Here is a 16,301-nt window from a genome sequence, read left to right on the forward strand (position 1 = left end):
CCCTTTATTTTCAAGGCTTGAAAGCGGTTTTCATCAACACATTTTGTCCTATAACTCTATATATCTATGTTGGCAGAAGCCGGTATTAATCAGACGATTATCAAAAAGATTGCGGGGCACTCAGGTGCTATGACACTCACAGAGAAAGTGTATACCCACTTTGATATAAAGGAGCTTGTAGATGCGATTAATAAGATTTAAACAAAGAAAAGGACATTTCCCAGTATCACTACCGAAAAATGTCCTATACATATCAATATCTTTGTTGCATACCTGCTGCATATGTGTTGCATTCGATGTAAATTCCAGCACATCTGACGGCATTCCACAACTTCTGTAATCCTTGAAAAATGGGCTTTTCTTGATATCTTCGTTCTTGAAAGATTATCTCTTTGTTAACGTTTGCTGAACTGTGGTGCACGACGTGCAGCTTTGAGACCGTATTTCTTTCTTTCTTTCATACGTGGGTCTCTTGTTAAGAATCCGTTAGATTTCAGAACTGGTCTGTAATCTGCATCAACGGTAAGTAATGCTCTTGCAATACCATGACGGATTGCTCCAGCCTGTCCTGTATATCCGCCACCTTTTACGTTTACCAATACGTCGAACTTGTCGGCTGTCTCAGTAACTGTTAATGGCTGACGAACGATAACTTTCAAAGTCTCTAATCCGAAATATTCATCGATATCTCTTTTATTTACTGTAATCTTACCTGTTCCTGGTACTAAATATACTCTGGCAACAGAGGATTTTCTTCTTCCTGTTCCGTAATACTTTGTATTAGCCAATGTTTTTTACCTCCTATTAAAATGTTAACTCTTCTGGTTTCTGAGCTTCATGCTTGTGGTCTGGTCCTGCGTATACAAATAATTTAGTATACATTTCTCTTCCTAAAGGTCCCTTTGGAAGCATTCCCTTAACAGCGAACTCAATAACTCTTTCTGGATGCTTTGCTAACATTTCCTTTAATGTAGTCTCTTTCATACCGCCTACATAATCGGAATGATGGTAATAAATCTTCTGGTCTAATTTCTTACCTGTTACTTTAATCTTCTCTGCATTTACAACGATTACATAATCACCTGTATCGATATGTGGTGTAAATGTTGGTTTATTCTTTCCTCTTAATACTTTAGCAACTTCTGATGCTAAACGTCCTAATGTCTTTCCATCAGCGTCTACTACATACCATTTTCTCTCAATGGTTGCTGGACTAGCCATAAAAGTTTTCATTGGTTTACCTCCTTGAAATTATAAGGAACATATACATTCTGCGTAATGTCCGGACGCAGTCCGCTTTGCGTTCCACACTATTGTTTCTATAGTTGAAATGTCGCTCCGGGGCTTTGGATTGACATTCTTGTACTATGTCAGACTTAGATATTATAGTACACGACCCCTCGTGTGTCAAGTAAATTCTCTACAAATATTTTCCACAACATTCGCCATATACCATCTATCTTATTATCATAAATATTCGATTCCAATCATCGTTAATCCCTGTGCCGGTGCCGTTGGTCCTGCAGCACTTCTTTCCTTTGCCGCAAGAATTGTTTTTATCTCTTCCGGCTCTATCATTCCCATGCCTGCCTGAAGCAGGGTTCCTGCAATAATCCGGACCATATTATAAAGGAATCCATTTCCAGTAACACGGATTGTAATGATATCCTCCTGTCTACTTACCGTCAGCTCATAAATGGTACGAACCGTTGTTTCAACCACTGCCGCTGTAGCACAGAAGCTTTTAAAATCATGTTCTCCCCTTAAATATTCTGCCGCCTGCTGCATCTTCTCTAAATCCAGCTTGCGGTAACAGAAATATGTGTTATTCCGATACATTGGAAGTGGAAACTCCCGGTTTAAAATCCGGTATTCATAGGTTTTCCGGCTGTCACAGTGTCTCGGATGAAAATCAACTGGTACTTCCTCTGATTTCTGTACTACGATGTCTTCTGGCAGCCGCTGATTCAGGGCATAAGAAATCTTTTCTGCCGGAATGCGGCTTTTTGTATCAAATACTGCAACATTCCCCATAGAATGTACGCCTGCATCCGTCCGGGATGCTCCGGTCACAACAATCTTTTCCCCTAAGAGACTGCTTAAAGTGCGGTTTAATACGCCCTCTATCGTCTCTCCGTTGGGCTGCACCTGCCAGCCGTGATAATTCGTACCGTCATAGGCTACAATTAGCTTCACCCGTTTCAATCGGTTTGGGGCAGATGGTGCTTTCTGTTCTTCTGTTTTCTCTATGTTCACAGCTGGATTTATCTCTGTACTCATAATGGAAATGCTCCCGGAAGTATACCGGCTGCCATACCAGACAATACGTTAATCCAGAGGATGCGAAGTCCGATGACTGCCGCAAGATAGACCAGTAAAGTCAGATAAGCCATGCGGTCACGTTTCTGGTAATGAAGCGGTTTCATCTTGGTTCTGCCTTCCCCACCACGATAACAGCGGGCTTCCATTGCCATTGCCAGATCATTGGCACGGCGGAATGCAGATACAAATAGCGGCACCAGAAGTGGAACCATGTTTTTGGCTTTCTGAATCAGATTTCCATGTTCAAAATCTGCTCCTCTTGCCATCTGTGCTTTCATGATTTTATCCGTTTCTTCAATCAGAATCGGGATAAATCGAAGTGCAATTGACATCATCATTGCAATTTCATGCACCGGTACTTTTATATATTTTAATGGAGATAACGCTTTTTCCAGACCATCTGTCAACTCGTTTGGTGTTGTGGTAAGTGTCATCAGCGAGGTTCCGATAATTAAGAAAATCAGACGAACCATCATGACAACAGCATTTTTCAATCCCTCATAAGTAATGGTAAAAATCCAGAAGGAAACCAGCTTTGTTCCCGGTGTCAAAAACAAATTAAATACCGCTGCAAATAACATAATCAGTACAATGGTTTTCAATCCTTTAACCATATAGGAAAATGGCACCTTTGACAGCTTAATTAATACTACCAGAAAGATTGCTGCCAGTATAAATGCCGGAAGTCCCTTAAATACAAACAGGGAAATAATATAAATCAGTGTTCCAAATAATTTCACTCTCGGATCCAGCTTATGAATAACGGAATCTGCCGGATAATATTGTCCTAATGTAATATCTCTTAACATACTGTTCCATCCTGTCTCTTTGTTATCACACGCAGGATTTCATCCCGTGCCTCATCTACTGTAGTTGCATCTGTACTCACCGGAAAGCCTTCCTCTTTTAACTCATGCATCAGATAAGTTACCTGAGGTGCAGCAAGTCCGATTGCTTCTAATTCTTTATAATGACGGAATACTTCCTTCGGGACATCATCGAACATAACCTGTCCCTGATTCATTACGATAATCCTGCTTACATATTTTGCCACATCTTCCATGCTGTGTGAAACAAGAATGATGGTAATTCCACGTTCTTTATGCATTGCTGCAAGCAAATCTAAGATTTCATCACGGCCCTTCGGGTCAAGTCCCGCTGTCGGCTCATCTAAAATCAGCACCTCCGGCCGCATGGCAAGCACACCTGCGATTGCAACACGTCTTTTTTGTCCACCGGACAAATCAAAGGGGGACTGATAATATAATTCTTCCGGAAGTCCTACGCTCCGTAATGCTTCAAATGCCCGAAGTCCTGCCTCTTCCTTGGTCAGTCCCTGGTTCTTTGGTCCAAAGGATACATCATCAAAAATGGTAGTTTCAAAAAGCTGATGCTCCGGATACTGAAAGACAAGTCCCACTTTACTACGCAGGGCTTTCATATCAAAGTCCTCTTCGTAAATATCCTGTCCATTATAATAAATGCCGCCGCTGGTAGCTTTTACCAGTCCGTTCAAGTGCTGAATCAGGGTGGATTTACCAGAACCGGTATGTCCGATGATACCGATAAATTCTCCATCTTCTATTTTCAGATTAACATCCTTTAAGGCATGTATCTCATAGGCAGTGCCTGAGCTGTAAACATAATTTAATTCATTTATTAGGATTGACATAGCTTTTTCAACGCCTCCGTCAGTTCTTCTCTGGTCAGGATTCCATCCGGTATATCCAATCCCGCCTTCTTAAGTTCATATGCTAATAATGTAATCTGCGGCACATCCAGACGATATTCCTTCAATCGTTCCACCTGGGAAAAGATGCTGCGCGGCGTTCCCTGCATAACTACTTTTCCGGCATCCATAACATAGACATGGTCTGCCTCTACCACTTCTTCCATATAATGTGTAATCAGAATAATGGTCACACCCTTTTCCCGGTTCAGTGCATGAACAGCTTCTAATACTTCTTTTCTTCCTACCGGATCCAGCATGGCTGTCGGCTCGTCTAAAACAATACATTCCGGCTGCATCGCCATTACCCCGGCAATGGCCACACGCTGCTTCTGTCCGCCGGATAATTTATTCGGGGAATGCTCTCTGTATTTTAACATGCCGACCGCTTTTAAGCTTTCTTCCACACGCTGCCAGATTTCATCTGTCGGCACGCCTATATTTTCCGGTCCAAATCCGACATCCTCTTCTACCACGCTTGCAATAATCTGGTTGTCCGGATTCTGGAATACCATTCCGGCACGCTGTCTGATATCCCAGATATTTTTCTCATCTGTGGTGTCAAATCCATCTACCCAGAGACTTCCCTCTGTGGGCTCTAAAATTGCATTGATATGCTTGGCAAGGGTAGATTTTCCGGAACCGTTGTGTCCTAATACTGCGATAAAGTCACCTTTTTTTACATCAAGGCTTACTTTATCAAGGGCAGTCTGGATAGACTCCACATTGCCTTCTTCATCACGTCTTATATATTCATGTACCAAATCTTTTGCTTTGATGATGCCCATAATTTACCTTTCTACCAATGTAATCTGTGCAGTTCACCCGCCAGCCGCATATGGTCAAAATTGTTCTGGCGCAGTGCTTCATATAATACGATTGCTGCTGAATTGGATAAATTTAAGGAACGGGTATCTCCGATCATCGGAATCCGGATACACTCATCCGGATGCTGCACCAGAATCTCTTCCGGTATACCCGCACTTTCTTTTCCAAACATAATATAACAATCCGGTTCGTAATTTACTTCTGTATAAACATGACGTCCCTTCGTGGTTGCCATGTAAACCTTTGCACCCGGATTTTTCTCCAGAAAATCCTCATAATTGACATATCTGGTCACATCCAGCTGATCCCAGTAATCCATTCCTGCCCGCTTGATTGCTTTCTCCGTCAGATGAAACCCCAGCGGCTCAATCAGATGCAGTCTGGTTCCGGTTGCTACACAGGTTCTTCCAATATTTCCGGTATTGTAAGGAATCTCCGGCTCATAAAGTACGATGTTAAGCTTCGCCATTGTTCCCGCCTCGCAATCCTGTTATGTAACGCTCCATACGGTCTAATGCCTCTTTCAGATTATCCAGGGAATAGGCATAGGAAATACGGATAAATCCTTCTCCGCAGTCACCAAAAGCCGTTCCCGGAACGACTGCAACTTTCTCTGTTTTCAAAAGATTTGTTGCAAATTCTTCGGATGTCATGCCAAATTCTTTAATACATGGAAAACAATAAAAGGCTCCATATGGTTCAAAACACTCCAAGCCCATTTCTTCAAAACGGTGCATCAGATATCTTCTTCTGCCATTATATTCTTCCCGCATTCTCTGGACATCTTCATCTCCTGCCCGGAGTGCATCCACTGCTGCATACTGTGAAGTAGTCGGTGCACACATAATTGCATACTGATGAATCTTTAACATCTGGTCTAAGATGATTCTCGGTCCGCAGGCATAACCCAGACGCCATCCGGTCATTGCATGGGATTTGGAAAATCCATTAATGACAATGGTTCTCTCTTTCATGCCTGGAAGGGATGCGATAGAAATATGCTTCTCGGTATAAGTCAGTGCAGAATAAATCTCGTCACTGATGACAAAGAGATCATGCTTCTTTACTACCTCTGCCACTGCTTCTAAATCTTTTTTCTCCATGATTGCTCCGGTCGGATTATTCGGGAAAGGCATAACAAGAAGCTTGGTCTTTGGCGTAATTGCCGCTTCTAATTCTTCTGCTGTCAGACGGAAATCGTTTTCTGCCTTAAGATTAATCGGTACCGGCACACCATTGGCAAGTACGGCACATGGCAGATAAGATACATAACTTGGCATCGGGATTAATACTCCATCACCCGGGTCAAGCATGGCACGCATGGCAATATCAATTGCCTCGCTTCCGCCTACGGTTACTACGATTTCATGCTGATAATCATACTGCAAGTCATAATTACGGAATAAGTATTTTGCAATTTCTATTTTTAATTCTTTTAATCCGGCATTGGAAGTATAGAAGGTACGTCCCTTCTCTAAGGAATAAATTCCCTCATCCCGGATATGCCATGGAGTATCAAAATCCGGCTCGCCTACTCCTAAGGAAATAGCATCTTCCATCTCATTTACAATATCAAAAAATTTCCGGATTCCAGATGGCTGTATCGTTACGATTGTTTTTGATAATGGATTTCTCATGGTATCATCTGTATCCTTTCATCTTTTGATTTTGCTGCCATAATGGTTCCGTGGTCTTTGTATTTCTTTAAGATAAAGTTGGTCTGTGTGCTTAATACGGAGTCTAATGCAGAAAGCTTCTCAGATACGAACTGGGATACTTCACGCAGGCTCTTTCCCTCGATGGTCACCAAAAGGTCAAAGCTTCCTGAAATCAGATATACAGAATTTACTTCCGGATAATTATAAATACGCTCTGCTACTTTATCAAATCCCATACCACGCTGCGGAGTAACCCGTACTTCAATTAATGCGGATACTTTTTCTACGCCGGCTTTATCCCAGTTAATCAAGGTATGATAGCCACAGATGATATTTTCTTTCTCCATTGCTTCTAATTCATTCATAACGGCTGCTTCTTCTACGCCTAATATAACAGCCAGCTCTTTTAAATCGATTCTGCTGTTCTTCTCTATAAAGGTTAAAATCTTCTCTCTCATGCTTCAATTCCTCCAATTGATTTCTGATTTACTACTGAATTACTTTATATAATTCATCCGTCTTCGGTGGTTCTAAAAATCTGCGTTCGTCATCATTCATAAGCACGCGGTCATTTCCCGCAGTTGCTTTTCCGATTACCGTTGCTTCAATACCATTTTCCTTTAATCTTCTGATCAGCTCATTTCCATCAGCTGCTGCCATCAGCATACAGCCGCTGGATATCAGTTCATAGGGATTGATATGGAAAAACTCACAGACTTCTACTGTCTCCTGCCGAAGCGGAATCTTCTTTAAGTCGATTTCCAGTCCGACGCCGGATGCTTCTGCCATCTCCCAGAGTGCTCCGAATATACCGCCCTCTGTTACATCATGCATTGCTCCCACGCCAGACTTCACGGCGGTGGCGGCCTCCGGCATTACAGATAAATACCGGTCAAGTGCCTGTGCCTGTTCTACAAAATGCCTGGAAAAATGAGTACAGAGTTCTTCTTCCTTTTCATGGGCAATAATAGCAGTTCCCTCTAAGCCAATCCACTTAGTGGCAATGATGTCCATGCCCGGTTTTGCTCCTCCGGTAGAAATGAGTCCGTTCTTCTTTACTTTTCCTACACCGCATACAGTAACCAGTGGCTGATTTACCACCCTGGTAATCTCGGTATGTCCGCCCATAATCTGAACGGACACCGCCGCGGCAGCCTCTTCCAGCTCCTGCATCAGTTGTTTCAAAAGACTTTCTTCCGTGTGCTCCGGCAGCAATATGGTTAACATAACTCCAATTGGTTCTGCTCCGGCACTTGCCAGGTCATTAGTAGTAATGAGAATTGCCAGCTTTCCGATTTCATGGATTGTTCCTGTAATCGGATCCGTAGACATTACAAACATCTCATCCGGGGCAAGGGTAAGGGCAGCACAGTCTTCTCCCACGCCTGCACCTAACACAACTTCCTTTCTCTTCATATGCAATTGTCTGATTACGGAGCGTTTTAATACGCTTTCCGGCACTTTTCCTATCTTCATAGATTCTTCTTCCCATTTTTACAGCATAAGGCTGTCTCATAGCCGAGGCAGCCTTTCTTGCTTCTTATTTACGCGGGTGGCGATAAAAATCGCATGCCTGCATCATCTTTCACCGTTTTACTGGGTGGTTGCAGCTCCATCTCCGGTTCCTGTATCCGGTGTCGTCGGTGTTGTTGGTGTTGTTGGTGTAGTCGGTGTCGTCGGTGTCGTCGGTGTTGTTGGTGCGGCAGGTGCATCAGCCGGTGGCTCTACTCCACCGGAAGCCGCCTGTTGCTGCTGCTGCGCTGCAGCTTCTGCCGCTCTTGCTGCTACCGCATCTGAGCACCAGGTTGCTGCTGCAGAACGGATAACTGCTTCATCCTGCGTTGCAATCGCTGCATTCATTGCTCCAATTGCCTCTTCATTATCAGAGCCCATACCAACAGAAATAATTCTAGGTGTTGCTTTATATTTACTGGTATTAAATACCTCTCTGCTTTCTTCTACGCCATCTACAGTAACAATCTTCCAGAGTTTTGCCGATTTACCGATGTGTGCTTTCTGAACGGTTACAGTTCCAATCGGGTCTTCGGTAGTCTGCACCTGAATAGTCGGCTCTTCTTCACTGACCGTTTCACTGACAAAGTTTACCTGACGGTCAGCCGGTCTTGTCTCCTGACCAAATACGTTGAAATATACAATACCGCCGCTGCAGTATCCTTCAATATAAATCGGAGCCTCCTGATTATTCTTAAATTTCAAATCCTTTAAATTGCTGGCAATCGCTGCATCCATAGATGGCTGTACATATGTTACCAGCATGGAATGTGCATAACGCTCGGTAATATCCAGTTCTGCACGGATAACCGCATTATAAAGCGTTGTGGAAACCTGACATACCCCACCACCATAAGATTCTACGGTTGTACCATTCTCATATGCACCTGCCAGTTCATATCCACCGGAAGCGTCCAGTGGTGCAATAGCTTCATACACAGAAAATTCCTCTCCCGGGTAAAGTACGGTTCCATCGATTTTACTTACCGCATTTTTTACATTTGCCACACGACCGGCAGAAGAATCACTGAAGTCGGTAGAGAAAGAGCCCAGTAAATCCTTTACCTTGGAAAGTTCTTCTGCAGTTCCTTCCGGCTCTACCACATTTGCTACCAGACTGATGGTTGCATCTCCGCCCTTCCATTCTTCGGTAAAATATTTCTGTAAACTTTCTACAGAAGCATCCTCATCTACTTCGATACCTTCCTGGCCATCGATGATTTTAAATTCACCATCCTCACGTGTAAGGCCATTGTTGACCGCTTCCTGGTTCAGCTCTTTGGCGTGATTTTCCAGAAAACTTTTTGTGGTGTCTGTATCTACGGTATATATAATATCAAATACTTTATTTTCCTTTTCCAGATCTTTCTTCGCTTTGTAACGCTCCAGAAGATTTCCCGTACGGGTATAATTCATTGCTTCTTTTACGATATCCTTATTGCTCCAGCTCAATCCCAGATCAGAAGGGCTTGCCTTTACACTGTTTTCTGCAGCGGACAATTCAAAGGTTGCATCCTCATAAGCAGATACTGCTGCTTCTACAGCTGCCTCTGCATCTGATTCACTCATTCCGCCTACAGACACATCCCCGATATATACGTTCTGTGGAATCACTTCTGCATTTTCATCCGCTTTCACAATTGCGGTTGCTGATACACCCGCTGTTACTGCGAGTACCAGTCCCAGAATCGGAAGCACTAATTTTATTTTTTTCATATTCTTCCTCTCAATCTCTTAAACCCTCAAGACATTTTAAAGCTTTTTATTCACCAGATTACACTGTGAAAGTTTTGCTAACACTCATTTTATCATATAACTTTGCATTTTCAAGCGTCATAACTACTAATATATTTGACAGAAATACGCGATTTCTGTATATTATGACATGATGAATGCATAAAAAATTCTATGAAAAAATAGTGATGCAAAGGGATAATACCATTGCTGCAACGAGAATAATTGCGATAAATCCTGCGAAATATTTTTTCCCTTTTGAATTTTTAAAATTAATCATTTCATTCACCTCATATTTATTTTTATACTACTATACTTTCGAAAGGAGCAAACTATGTTTCCTATCATACTCATATGCTTTATCATTTTTGTTGTTTTTCTAAACTCCAGAAAGCGTCAGATTACCAAACAGGAACAGGAAATTACCGAGCAATTCTGGGCCCGTGAAAATAAAGCCAACGCCACCCGCCGCCGCAGTCTTGACAACCTTCCTTATATTACTATTCCGGAAGAACTGCTGACTCCCCCGGCACAGGCATCTGAAGATGTCCTCACCCTTTATGAAACACTTCGTCAGCTGTCTGCTAAAAAAATCGTTAATCTGAATGGCAAAACCAATACCGATTTAAAATTAGCTTACGGTGCTGCCAGCCTTGCAGCTCTGACCGAGTTTGATGAAAATTATAATACTTTAATCTGTACCATTGCAAAACTTGGCAAACTGCTCTGCGACCAGTCTGAAGCAAAAGCCGCCATCGATATTCTGCTCTTTGGCATCCGTTGCGGAAGCGATATTACAGATAATTATACGTTGTTAGTTCCTCTTTTAAAAGAAACAAACGCCTGCAGTTCACTGACCGAAGTATATCAGAAGCTTGCCACACTGCCGGAAGGCTCCAGAAAACGTATCAAAGAAAAACTTTCCTAATCTTTCGGGCATCTTCCATACTGTGAAATCAACTTATCCATAAGACGCGATGCTTCGCTTCTGGTCAGTTGTTCCCAGACAATGTCAAGTTCTATTTTATGATAATCCGCCAGTTCCTTCAAGTGAATTTTTTGAATTTTCGTTGCAGGAGTCTGGCGTTTTGTTTTATAAATCAAATCTTTCGGTTCAAATACTTCCGAATTTGTTTCTCCATATGTCTTTTGTAAATACTGATAAAGTTCATGGGTTGCCAGTGCATCATAGATTGCCCGGTGCTCCCGCTCCCGCTCAATATCAAGGTAATCGCAGAGACATTCCAAAGACTTTTTTTCCGGACGCAGCATACATTTGCGTGCTGCTTTCAACGTATCTACTGCTTTTTTTTCAAACGGCACTTTCTCATTGACTGCCTGCTGCTTTAAGAAGCTATAGTCAAATATGATATTGTGTCCCACCAGAATATCATCTCCGATAAATTCTGCTGTCTTATGAAATGCTGCTGCCGGACTTAAGCCTTCCTTTACCATCGCATCGGTAATTCCGGTAAGTTCTGTTATCTCCTGCGTAATTTTCCTGCCGGGATTCACAAAAATGTCCATGGTATCCGTCACTTCGCCATTTCTTATTTTTGCTGCTCCCACCTCAAGGATGGCATCATTTTTCGGATGAAGCCCCGTCATTTCAAGGTCAATTACTGTATAATCCTGTGGTATCATTTCCGCTTATCCTCTGCTTTACACAAATCCTGTAAGAAACATTCGCTGCACTTTGGTCCTCTTGCAAAACAGATATTTCTTCCGAATGTTATAATCTGGATGTTATATAAAATCCAGTGATCCTTCGGTAATACTTTCATCAGATCATATTCTACTTTTACCGGATCATCCTCTTTTGTAAATCCAAGGCGTTTGGAAATACGTTTTACATGGGTATCTACTACGATACTTGGGTCATGGTAAATATTTCCCCGGATGACATTTGCAGTCTTTCTTCCAACTCCTGCAAGGGAAGTAAGTTCTTCCAATGTAGACGGAACTTCTCCATGATATTCCCGAACCAGCGTCCTCGCACAGGATATGATATTCTTCGCCTTATTGTGATAAAATCCGGTGGAACGGATGTCCTCCTCTAATTCCGCCAGATCTGCATTGGCAAATTTCTCTAAGGTGTCATATTTTTTAAACAATGTTTCTGTCACAATATTTACCCTGGCATCGGTACACTGCGCACTTAAGATTACTGCTATCAGAAGCTGCCAAGGTGTCTCGTGATTCAGATAACAGATGTATTCGGTACCATAGGTTTCATCTAATCTTTTTAATATTTCTGCCGTCCTTTTTGTCACTTTGTCTCTCCCTCCCACTGAATTATCGTAACTTCCGCCTGATTCGTCAGAGGATTTCTGTTTTCATAATCAAATTTCAGATAGTATGGTTCGCATTTTCTGCCAAATGCATCTTCTTCGAAGCTATAGTCAAAGCACTCGATATGTGCAAGGCTTCCCTTCGGGCAATATGCTCTTGTCACATCTTTCCACTGCGCATAATCCTTTGCCCATTTCGGACGGCTCTTGGCATTTTCCCTGCTGTAAATATCATAAGTTGCCGCCTGATAGAACACTTCCATGTCAGCCACCCCAAGGCTTTCTACATATTCTAAGAGAATCTCGCTTCGCCGCATTCTGGTATGGCTCATGGCAAGGTAGCCATGTTCCTCATAGAAATGTCCCAGATTTTCAAACATATGATACGCACTTTCGTGTATCGTCTCTAGCAGCCGGATGCTCACCGGAAACTGTGTGCTGTTATAATATACCTCAAGCATTTCTTCTGCCAGCTTTATGTTACAGATATCTTCATAGGAAAGCCACTTCGTCCGAAGCACCTCATAAGGTGGTTTTGCCTGGTATACTGCCTTATACTCTTTTGCATGTTCATACATATAAGAGCCTTTTAAAACCTTTAAGAAACCAAGCTGCAGCTGCTCCGGTTTCCATTCATAAATATCATCAAAGGAATGGGTAAATGTTTCATAATCTTCAAAAGGCAGCCCTGCGATTAAATCCAGATGCTGATGAATGTTTCCTGCCTTCTGGACTTTTTTCATCATCCGGTGCACATCTTTTAAATCCATATGGCGGTGGATTTCCCGGATTGTTTCATCATGGGTGGACTGTACCCCGATTTCCAACTGTATCAGGCCCGGACGCATCTTTGCAATTAAGTCTGCTTCCTCATCCGTCAGCAAATCCGCTGCAATTTCAAAATGAAAATTCGTGATTCCATTATCATGTCCTAAAATATACTGCCAGATTGCCATGGCATGCTTTTTGTCACAATTAAAAGTACGGTCAACAAATTTAACCTGTTTTACCTTCTGGTCTAAGAAAAACTGTAACTCTCTTTTTACGATTTCCACATCCCGGAACCGAAGTATCTTCTCTACCGAGGACAGGCAATAGCTGCAACGGAACGGACAGCCCCTGCTGGATTCATAATAGATAATCCGGTGGGAAAAATCCTCCGACAAATCATAGCAGAAGGGAATCGTATTCATATCAAGAATTTCCTGTGACTCATGAATCTGCACATTTCCAGCTCCATCAAAAAGGGCTATGCCCTTCATCTCCTCCAAACTGCCTTTTCCCTTCACATAATACCTGCAAAGCTCCGAGAAAGTTTTCTCCCCTTCGCCGATTATGACACCGGTAATAAACGGATGCTCTTTTAAGAACGCCTCCACTTCATAGGAAACCTCCGGGCCTCCTACCCAGATTGGAACCTTGGGACAAAGTTTATGAAATTCCTCTGCCACTTCTAAAATAATGGAAATGTTCCAGATATAGCAGGAAAAGCAGATTACATCTGGCTTTTTCAGATAAATCTCCCTTAAAATATATTCTGTCCGGTTATTAATGGTGTATTCTGCCAGTACTATATTTTCTTTTAATTCTCTGGCATATGCCCGCAGGCTGTAAACCGCAAGATTCGAATGAATATACTTTGCATTTACTGCCGTGAGTAATATTTTCTTCATGATTTCTTCCTCTTTTATTTCTATTCTGGGAAATTCATATTGGCAACATATCGTTCCTCAAAGTCCGCCTGTTCTGCAAGATTGATTGATTCACATTTTTTTATCATTTCTTCCGTGCGGCTCCTGTTTTCTTCCGAACTTCCATAGGCGATACAGCCCTGCAGAGATGTATTTCCGACTGCTTTTGTACACTTCTCTAATTCCGCCGGAAGCAGTCCAATGCCTGCTGCTATATGCACATCCAGATATACCCCAAAACCTCCTGCCAAATATACTTTTTTTATCTCTCCCATGGAAATGCCGGCATGCTCTAACAGTAATTCGATTCCGCTGTGAATTGCCGCTTTAGCAAGCTGCACCTCTCTGATATCCTGCTGGGTAAAAGTAATCTGTTTTCCATCCTTCATCCGTGCCAGAGGAAAGCCTTCTTCCCTGTATTTTTCCTTCATCTGACCGGATGCATCTATGATATGATTTTCATAAAGTCCAGCTACCAGCTCTAACACGCCGGTTCCACAGATTCCCGTTGCCGGTGTGTTTCCAATCGTTCCAATAATTGTCCGCTCTCCAATGACACGCACCTTGCTGATTGCTCCAGTCACACTGGCAACACCGCATGAAATATTTCCACCTTCTAATGCCGGTCCTGCCGGTGCAGAGGTGGCAATCATCTTATCCTCTAATGCCAGCACCATTTCTCCATTGGTTCCCAAATCCAAAAGCAGGGAAGGTCTTTCTTCTTCATCCATCCCGCACGCCAGCATGCCAGCTGCAATATCTGCGCCCACAAATGCTGAAATTCCAGGCAGTAACGTCACCGGTATGTTCGAAAGGCTGTCCTTTCGTTCTGCAAGACTGACCGGAGTAAATGGTGCCTTACCAAGTCCCTCACAGGAATCTCCCATATAAAGATGTTCCATGGTGGTATTTCCTGCAATATAAATATGCTCAATTACAATGTCTTTCTGTTTCTTCTGTATCTCTTCTGACAGGTTTAAAATATCCTGCCGGATTAATGTCTTTAATTTTTCACCCGTTCCCGCTACAGATGCCTTAATTCTGCTTAATACATCCTGTCCAAATATACGCTGGCTGTTGCCGCAGCCTGCTGTAGCAAGCACTGCTCCTGTTTCCTTCTCTACCAGCGCTGCAGCTATGGTGGTAGTCCCGATATCTACTGCAAGGAAAGTTTTTCTCGTTTGTCCTTTTGCCTCCCGTGCTCTGCCTTCTGTTATATTTATTTTTTCTACTCCTGCAATCTGGGTTAATTCTTCTCTTCCCTCTCCCCAGCCAAAGGCGGAAATTATAATATCTTCTTCCGGTTTCGGATAGAGTTTACAGGAATTCACCCATGCACCGTCTATCTCTACTTTGCATTTCCCACAGGTGCCGTTTCCACCACATGCCATAGGAACCTTATAATCTTTCCGAAGCAGTGCCTGTGCGATGCTTTCTCCCGGCTGCATAATAATGTCCTGATGTAGTTGTCCAATTCGAAGTTTCAGCATTGTGGTCACTGCCTCCTTTCCTTGTGGTTGCCTATAAGCTGTCTTGTCCAGCATTCCTCGAAAACGCCTTTCCATTGTTTTGATAGCCTCGCTGCATTATCCATCGACTACAAATGCAACATAATGCCTGCAAGGGGCACTAAGAATTTCGACATAGCTATCGTATACTCCGGCAACCGGCGCCAATTCACATCCATGTTCAATTGCGCCTCGCCGGCACTTCCCTGTGCCGGCGTTGCCTGGAAGCAGGCAAAATTCTAAGTGCCCCTAACAGCCCTTATCATGCATTCGAAGTCGATGGACAATGCAGCTACGATATCAAATACCGGAAAGTCTGTTTATTTGCACTACTGTGGCTATTATACCCCCCGGCATTGCTACTTAACAAGGGGAAAATACAAATACCGCCGGCAGCTGTGCTCCCAACGCAGCTGCCGGCGGTATTTTCACGCCCTTATATTTATAATATAAACCTTATTATTACATCTACTCCGCCAACCAGAAGAAGAATTCCTCCAATCAGATATACCTTTGTCTTCTGTTCATAGCCGAAATGATATCCAACATAAGCACCACCGACTACACAGACAACAGTAAGTATGATTCCAACCAGTATTAATGACAGAAGGCTTGTTCCCAGAAAGCCAAATGCTGCACCGGTCAGGAATGTATAAAATGATGTTACAGCACAAATCCGTACGAATTTATGTACGCCAAGGTTCTCTTCCCGGCGTTCATCAATCCGGTCATTCTTCCAGGCTTTAATCAAAAGCCGGATTCCCAGACACAGGAATACTGCCACTGAAATCACTTCACCTAATATAACCTGTGATTCTTTAATATCATATTTACACAGGAGGTCGGCTCCAAGATTTCCAAGATATAAAACAATTACCTGCCATACGGATACCAGTAATGTCACCAGCACAAGCTGTTTGGTACGAATCTTAGCTAACATTGCTCCCTGACATTCTACTGAAGCAAATACATCCATGGAAAGTCCGCATACAATTATTAATGTTTCTATCCAGTTCATCTTCCGTCCT

General features: G+C 42.8%; 17 protein-coding genes. 1 reads left to right on the top strand and 16 read right to left on the bottom strand.

All coding sequences use genetic code 11. From position 1 onward, the window contains the following. Positions 1-395 precede the first annotated feature (395 nt). The 11 genes from rpsI to DXB43_RS06505 all read right to left on the bottom strand — a co-directional run bounded on the left by rpsI (position 396) and on the right by DXB43_RS06505 (position 9,765). The gene (gene rpsI, locus DXB43_RS06455; RefSeq protein ID WP_022242745.1) at positions 396-788 is read right to left on the bottom strand and encodes a 30S ribosomal protein S9; all 393 of its coding nucleotides are present in this window, start codon (positions 786-788) and stop codon (positions 396-398) included. Between the two features lie 16 nt (positions 789-804). Beyond that, positions 805-1,233, bottom strand: coding sequence for a 50S ribosomal protein L13 (gene rplM, locus DXB43_RS06460; protein WP_117947108.1), 429 nt, complete (start codon positions 1,231-1,233; stop codon positions 805-807). 234 nt (positions 1,234-1,467) lie between these two features. Beyond that, complete coding sequence (gene truA / locus DXB43_RS06465) at positions 1,468-2,205, bottom strand: tRNA pseudouridine(38-40) synthase TruA (RefSeq protein ID WP_117947234.1); 738 nt, start codon at positions 2,203-2,205, stop codon at positions 1,468-1,470. Between the two features lie 71 nt (positions 2,206-2,276). After that, on the bottom strand, positions 2,277-3,131 hold the full coding sequence (locus DXB43_RS06470) for an energy-coupling factor transporter transmembrane component T family protein (RefSeq protein ID WP_117947109.1): 855 nt from the start codon (positions 3,129-3,131) through the stop codon (positions 2,277-2,279). Next, positions 3,125-3,994, bottom strand: coding sequence for an energy-coupling factor transporter ATPase (locus DXB43_RS06475; protein WP_117947110.1), 870 nt, complete (start codon positions 3,992-3,994; stop codon positions 3,125-3,127). The genes DXB43_RS06470 and DXB43_RS06475 overlap by 7 nt, the downstream gene beginning before the upstream one ends. After that, on the bottom strand, positions 3,982-4,839 hold the full coding sequence (locus DXB43_RS06480) for an energy-coupling factor transporter ATPase (protein WP_117947111.1): 858 nt from the start codon (positions 4,837-4,839) through the stop codon (positions 3,982-3,984). The genes DXB43_RS06475 and DXB43_RS06480 overlap by 13 nt, the downstream gene beginning before the upstream one ends. Before the next feature lie 11 nt (positions 4,840-4,850). After that, positions 4,851-5,348, bottom strand: a complete 498-nt coding sequence (locus DXB43_RS06485; RefSeq protein WP_117947112.1) for a tRNA (cytidine(34)-2'-O)-methyltransferase — start codon at positions 5,346-5,348, stop codon at positions 4,851-4,853. Next, complete coding sequence (locus DXB43_RS06490) at positions 5,335-6,516, bottom strand: aminotransferase class I/II-fold pyridoxal phosphate-dependent enzyme (RefSeq protein ID WP_117947113.1); 1,182 nt, start codon at positions 6,514-6,516, stop codon at positions 5,335-5,337. The genes DXB43_RS06485 and DXB43_RS06490 overlap by 14 nt, the downstream gene beginning before the upstream one ends. Then, on the bottom strand, positions 6,513-6,995 hold the full coding sequence (locus tag DXB43_RS06495) for an Lrp/AsnC family transcriptional regulator (RefSeq protein WP_117841648.1): 483 nt from the start codon (positions 6,993-6,995) through the stop codon (positions 6,513-6,515). The genes DXB43_RS06490 and DXB43_RS06495 overlap by 4 nt, the downstream gene beginning before the upstream one ends. 31 nt (positions 6,996-7,026) lie before the next feature. Further along, positions 7,027-8,013: an AIR synthase family protein gene (locus DXB43_RS06500; protein WP_117947114.1), complete on the bottom strand. Its 987-nt coding sequence runs from the start codon at positions 8,011-8,013 to the stop codon at positions 7,027-7,029. A 117-nt stretch (positions 8,014-8,130) separates the two neighbouring features. Further along, the gene (locus DXB43_RS06505) at positions 8,131-9,765 is read right to left on the bottom strand and encodes a VanW family protein (protein ID WP_117947115.1); all 1,635 of its coding nucleotides are present in this window, start codon (positions 9,763-9,765) and stop codon (positions 8,131-8,133) included. Positions 9,766-10,117: 352 nt separating this feature from the next. Between DXB43_RS06505 and DXB43_RS06510 the strand changes: the two genes are divergently transcribed. Continuing rightward, on the top strand, positions 10,118-10,711 hold the full coding sequence (locus DXB43_RS06510; RefSeq protein ID WP_117947116.1) for a hypothetical protein: 594 nt from the start codon (positions 10,118-10,120) through the stop codon (positions 10,709-10,711). Here DXB43_RS06510 and DXB43_RS06515 read toward each other — a convergent pair. The 5 genes from DXB43_RS06515 to DXB43_RS06535 form a co-directional block, all read right to left on the bottom strand. After that, the gene (locus DXB43_RS06515; protein ID WP_117947117.1) at positions 10,708-11,427 is read right to left on the bottom strand and encodes a 3'-5' exonuclease; all 720 of its coding nucleotides are present in this window, start codon (positions 11,425-11,427) and stop codon (positions 10,708-10,710) included. The two genes, DXB43_RS06510 and DXB43_RS06515, sit on opposite strands and share 4 nt — an antisense overlap. Then, positions 11,424-12,056 carry an endonuclease III gene (nth, locus tag DXB43_RS06520; RefSeq protein ID WP_117841644.1) on the bottom strand — a complete coding sequence of 211 codons (633 nt, stop codon included), beginning with the start codon at positions 12,054-12,056 and terminating at the stop codon, positions 11,424-11,426. The genes DXB43_RS06515 and nth overlap by 4 nt, the downstream gene beginning before the upstream one ends. Continuing rightward, positions 12,053-13,747: a B12-binding domain-containing radical SAM protein gene (locus DXB43_RS06525; RefSeq protein WP_117947118.1), complete on the bottom strand. Its 1,695-nt coding sequence runs from the start codon at positions 13,745-13,747 to the stop codon at positions 12,053-12,055. Before DXB43_RS06525 ends, nth begins: the two co-directional genes overlap by 4 nt. Before the next feature lie 20 nt (positions 13,748-13,767). After that, positions 13,768-15,255, bottom strand: a complete 1,488-nt coding sequence (locus tag DXB43_RS06530; protein ID WP_117841642.1) for an ASKHA domain-containing protein — start codon at positions 15,253-15,255, stop codon at positions 13,768-13,770. A gap of 460 nt (positions 15,256-15,715) precedes the next feature. Beyond that, the gene (locus DXB43_RS06535; RefSeq protein ID WP_117947120.1) at positions 15,716-16,291 is read right to left on the bottom strand and encodes a manganese efflux pump MntP; all 576 of its coding nucleotides are present in this window, start codon (positions 16,289-16,291) and stop codon (positions 15,716-15,718) included. Positions 16,292-16,301 lie beyond the last annotated feature (10 nt).

The organism is Roseburia sp. OM04-10BH (genome assembly GCF_003462605.1).
Classification (GTDB): domain Bacteria; phylum Bacillota; class Clostridia; order Lachnospirales; family Lachnospiraceae; genus Roseburia_C; species Roseburia_C amylophila.

Bases quoted from the DNA above. Each gene is read 5' to 3' on its own strand.
- DXB43_RS06495 (WP_117841648.1), bottom strand. From the start codon at position 6,995: ATGAGAGAGAAGATTTTAACCTTTATAGAGAAGAACAGCAGAATCGAT.
- DXB43_RS06490 (WP_117947113.1), bottom strand. From the start codon at position 6,516: ATGAGAAATCCATTATCAAAAACAATCGTAACGATACAGCCATCTGGA.
- DXB43_RS06515 (WP_117947117.1), bottom strand. From the start codon at position 11,427: ATGATACCACAGGATTATACAGTAATTGACCTTGAAATGACGGGGCTT.
- DXB43_RS06510 (WP_117947116.1), top strand. From the start codon at position 10,118: ATGTTTCCTATCATACTCATATGCTTTATCATTTTTGTTGTTTTTCTA.
- DXB43_RS06535 (WP_117947120.1), bottom strand. From the start codon at position 16,291: ATGAACTGGATAGAAACATTAATAATTGTATGCGGACTTTCCATGGAT.
- DXB43_RS06485 (WP_117947112.1), bottom strand. From the start codon at position 5,348: ATGGCGAAGCTTAACATCGTACTTTATGAGCCGGAGATTCCTTACAAT.
- DXB43_RS06500 (WP_117947114.1), bottom strand. From the start codon at position 8,013: ATGAAGATAGGAAAAGTGCCGGAAAGCGTATTAAAACGCTCCGTAATC.
- rplM (WP_117947108.1), bottom strand. From the start codon at position 1,233: ATGAAAACTTTTATGGCTAGTCCAGCAACCATTGAGAGAAAATGGTAT.
- DXB43_RS06505 (WP_117947115.1), bottom strand. From the start codon at position 9,765: ATGAAAAAAATAAAATTAGTGCTTCCGATTCTGGGACTGGTACTCGCA.
- DXB43_RS06530 (WP_117841642.1), bottom strand. From the start codon at position 15,255: ATGCTGAAACTTCGAATTGGACAACTACATCAGGACATTATTATGCAG.
- DXB43_RS06475 (WP_117947110.1), bottom strand. From the start codon at position 3,994: ATGTCAATCCTAATAAATGAATTAAATTATGTTTACAGCTCAGGCACT.
- DXB43_RS06525 (WP_117947118.1), bottom strand. From the start codon at position 13,747: ATGAAGAAAATATTACTCACGGCAGTAAATGCAAAGTATATTCATTCG.
- DXB43_RS06480 (WP_117947111.1), bottom strand. From the start codon at position 4,839: ATGGGCATCATCAAAGCAAAAGATTTGGTACATGAATATATAAGACGT.
- DXB43_RS06470 (WP_117947109.1), bottom strand. From the start codon at position 3,131: ATGTTAAGAGATATTACATTAGGACAATATTATCCGGCAGATTCCGTT.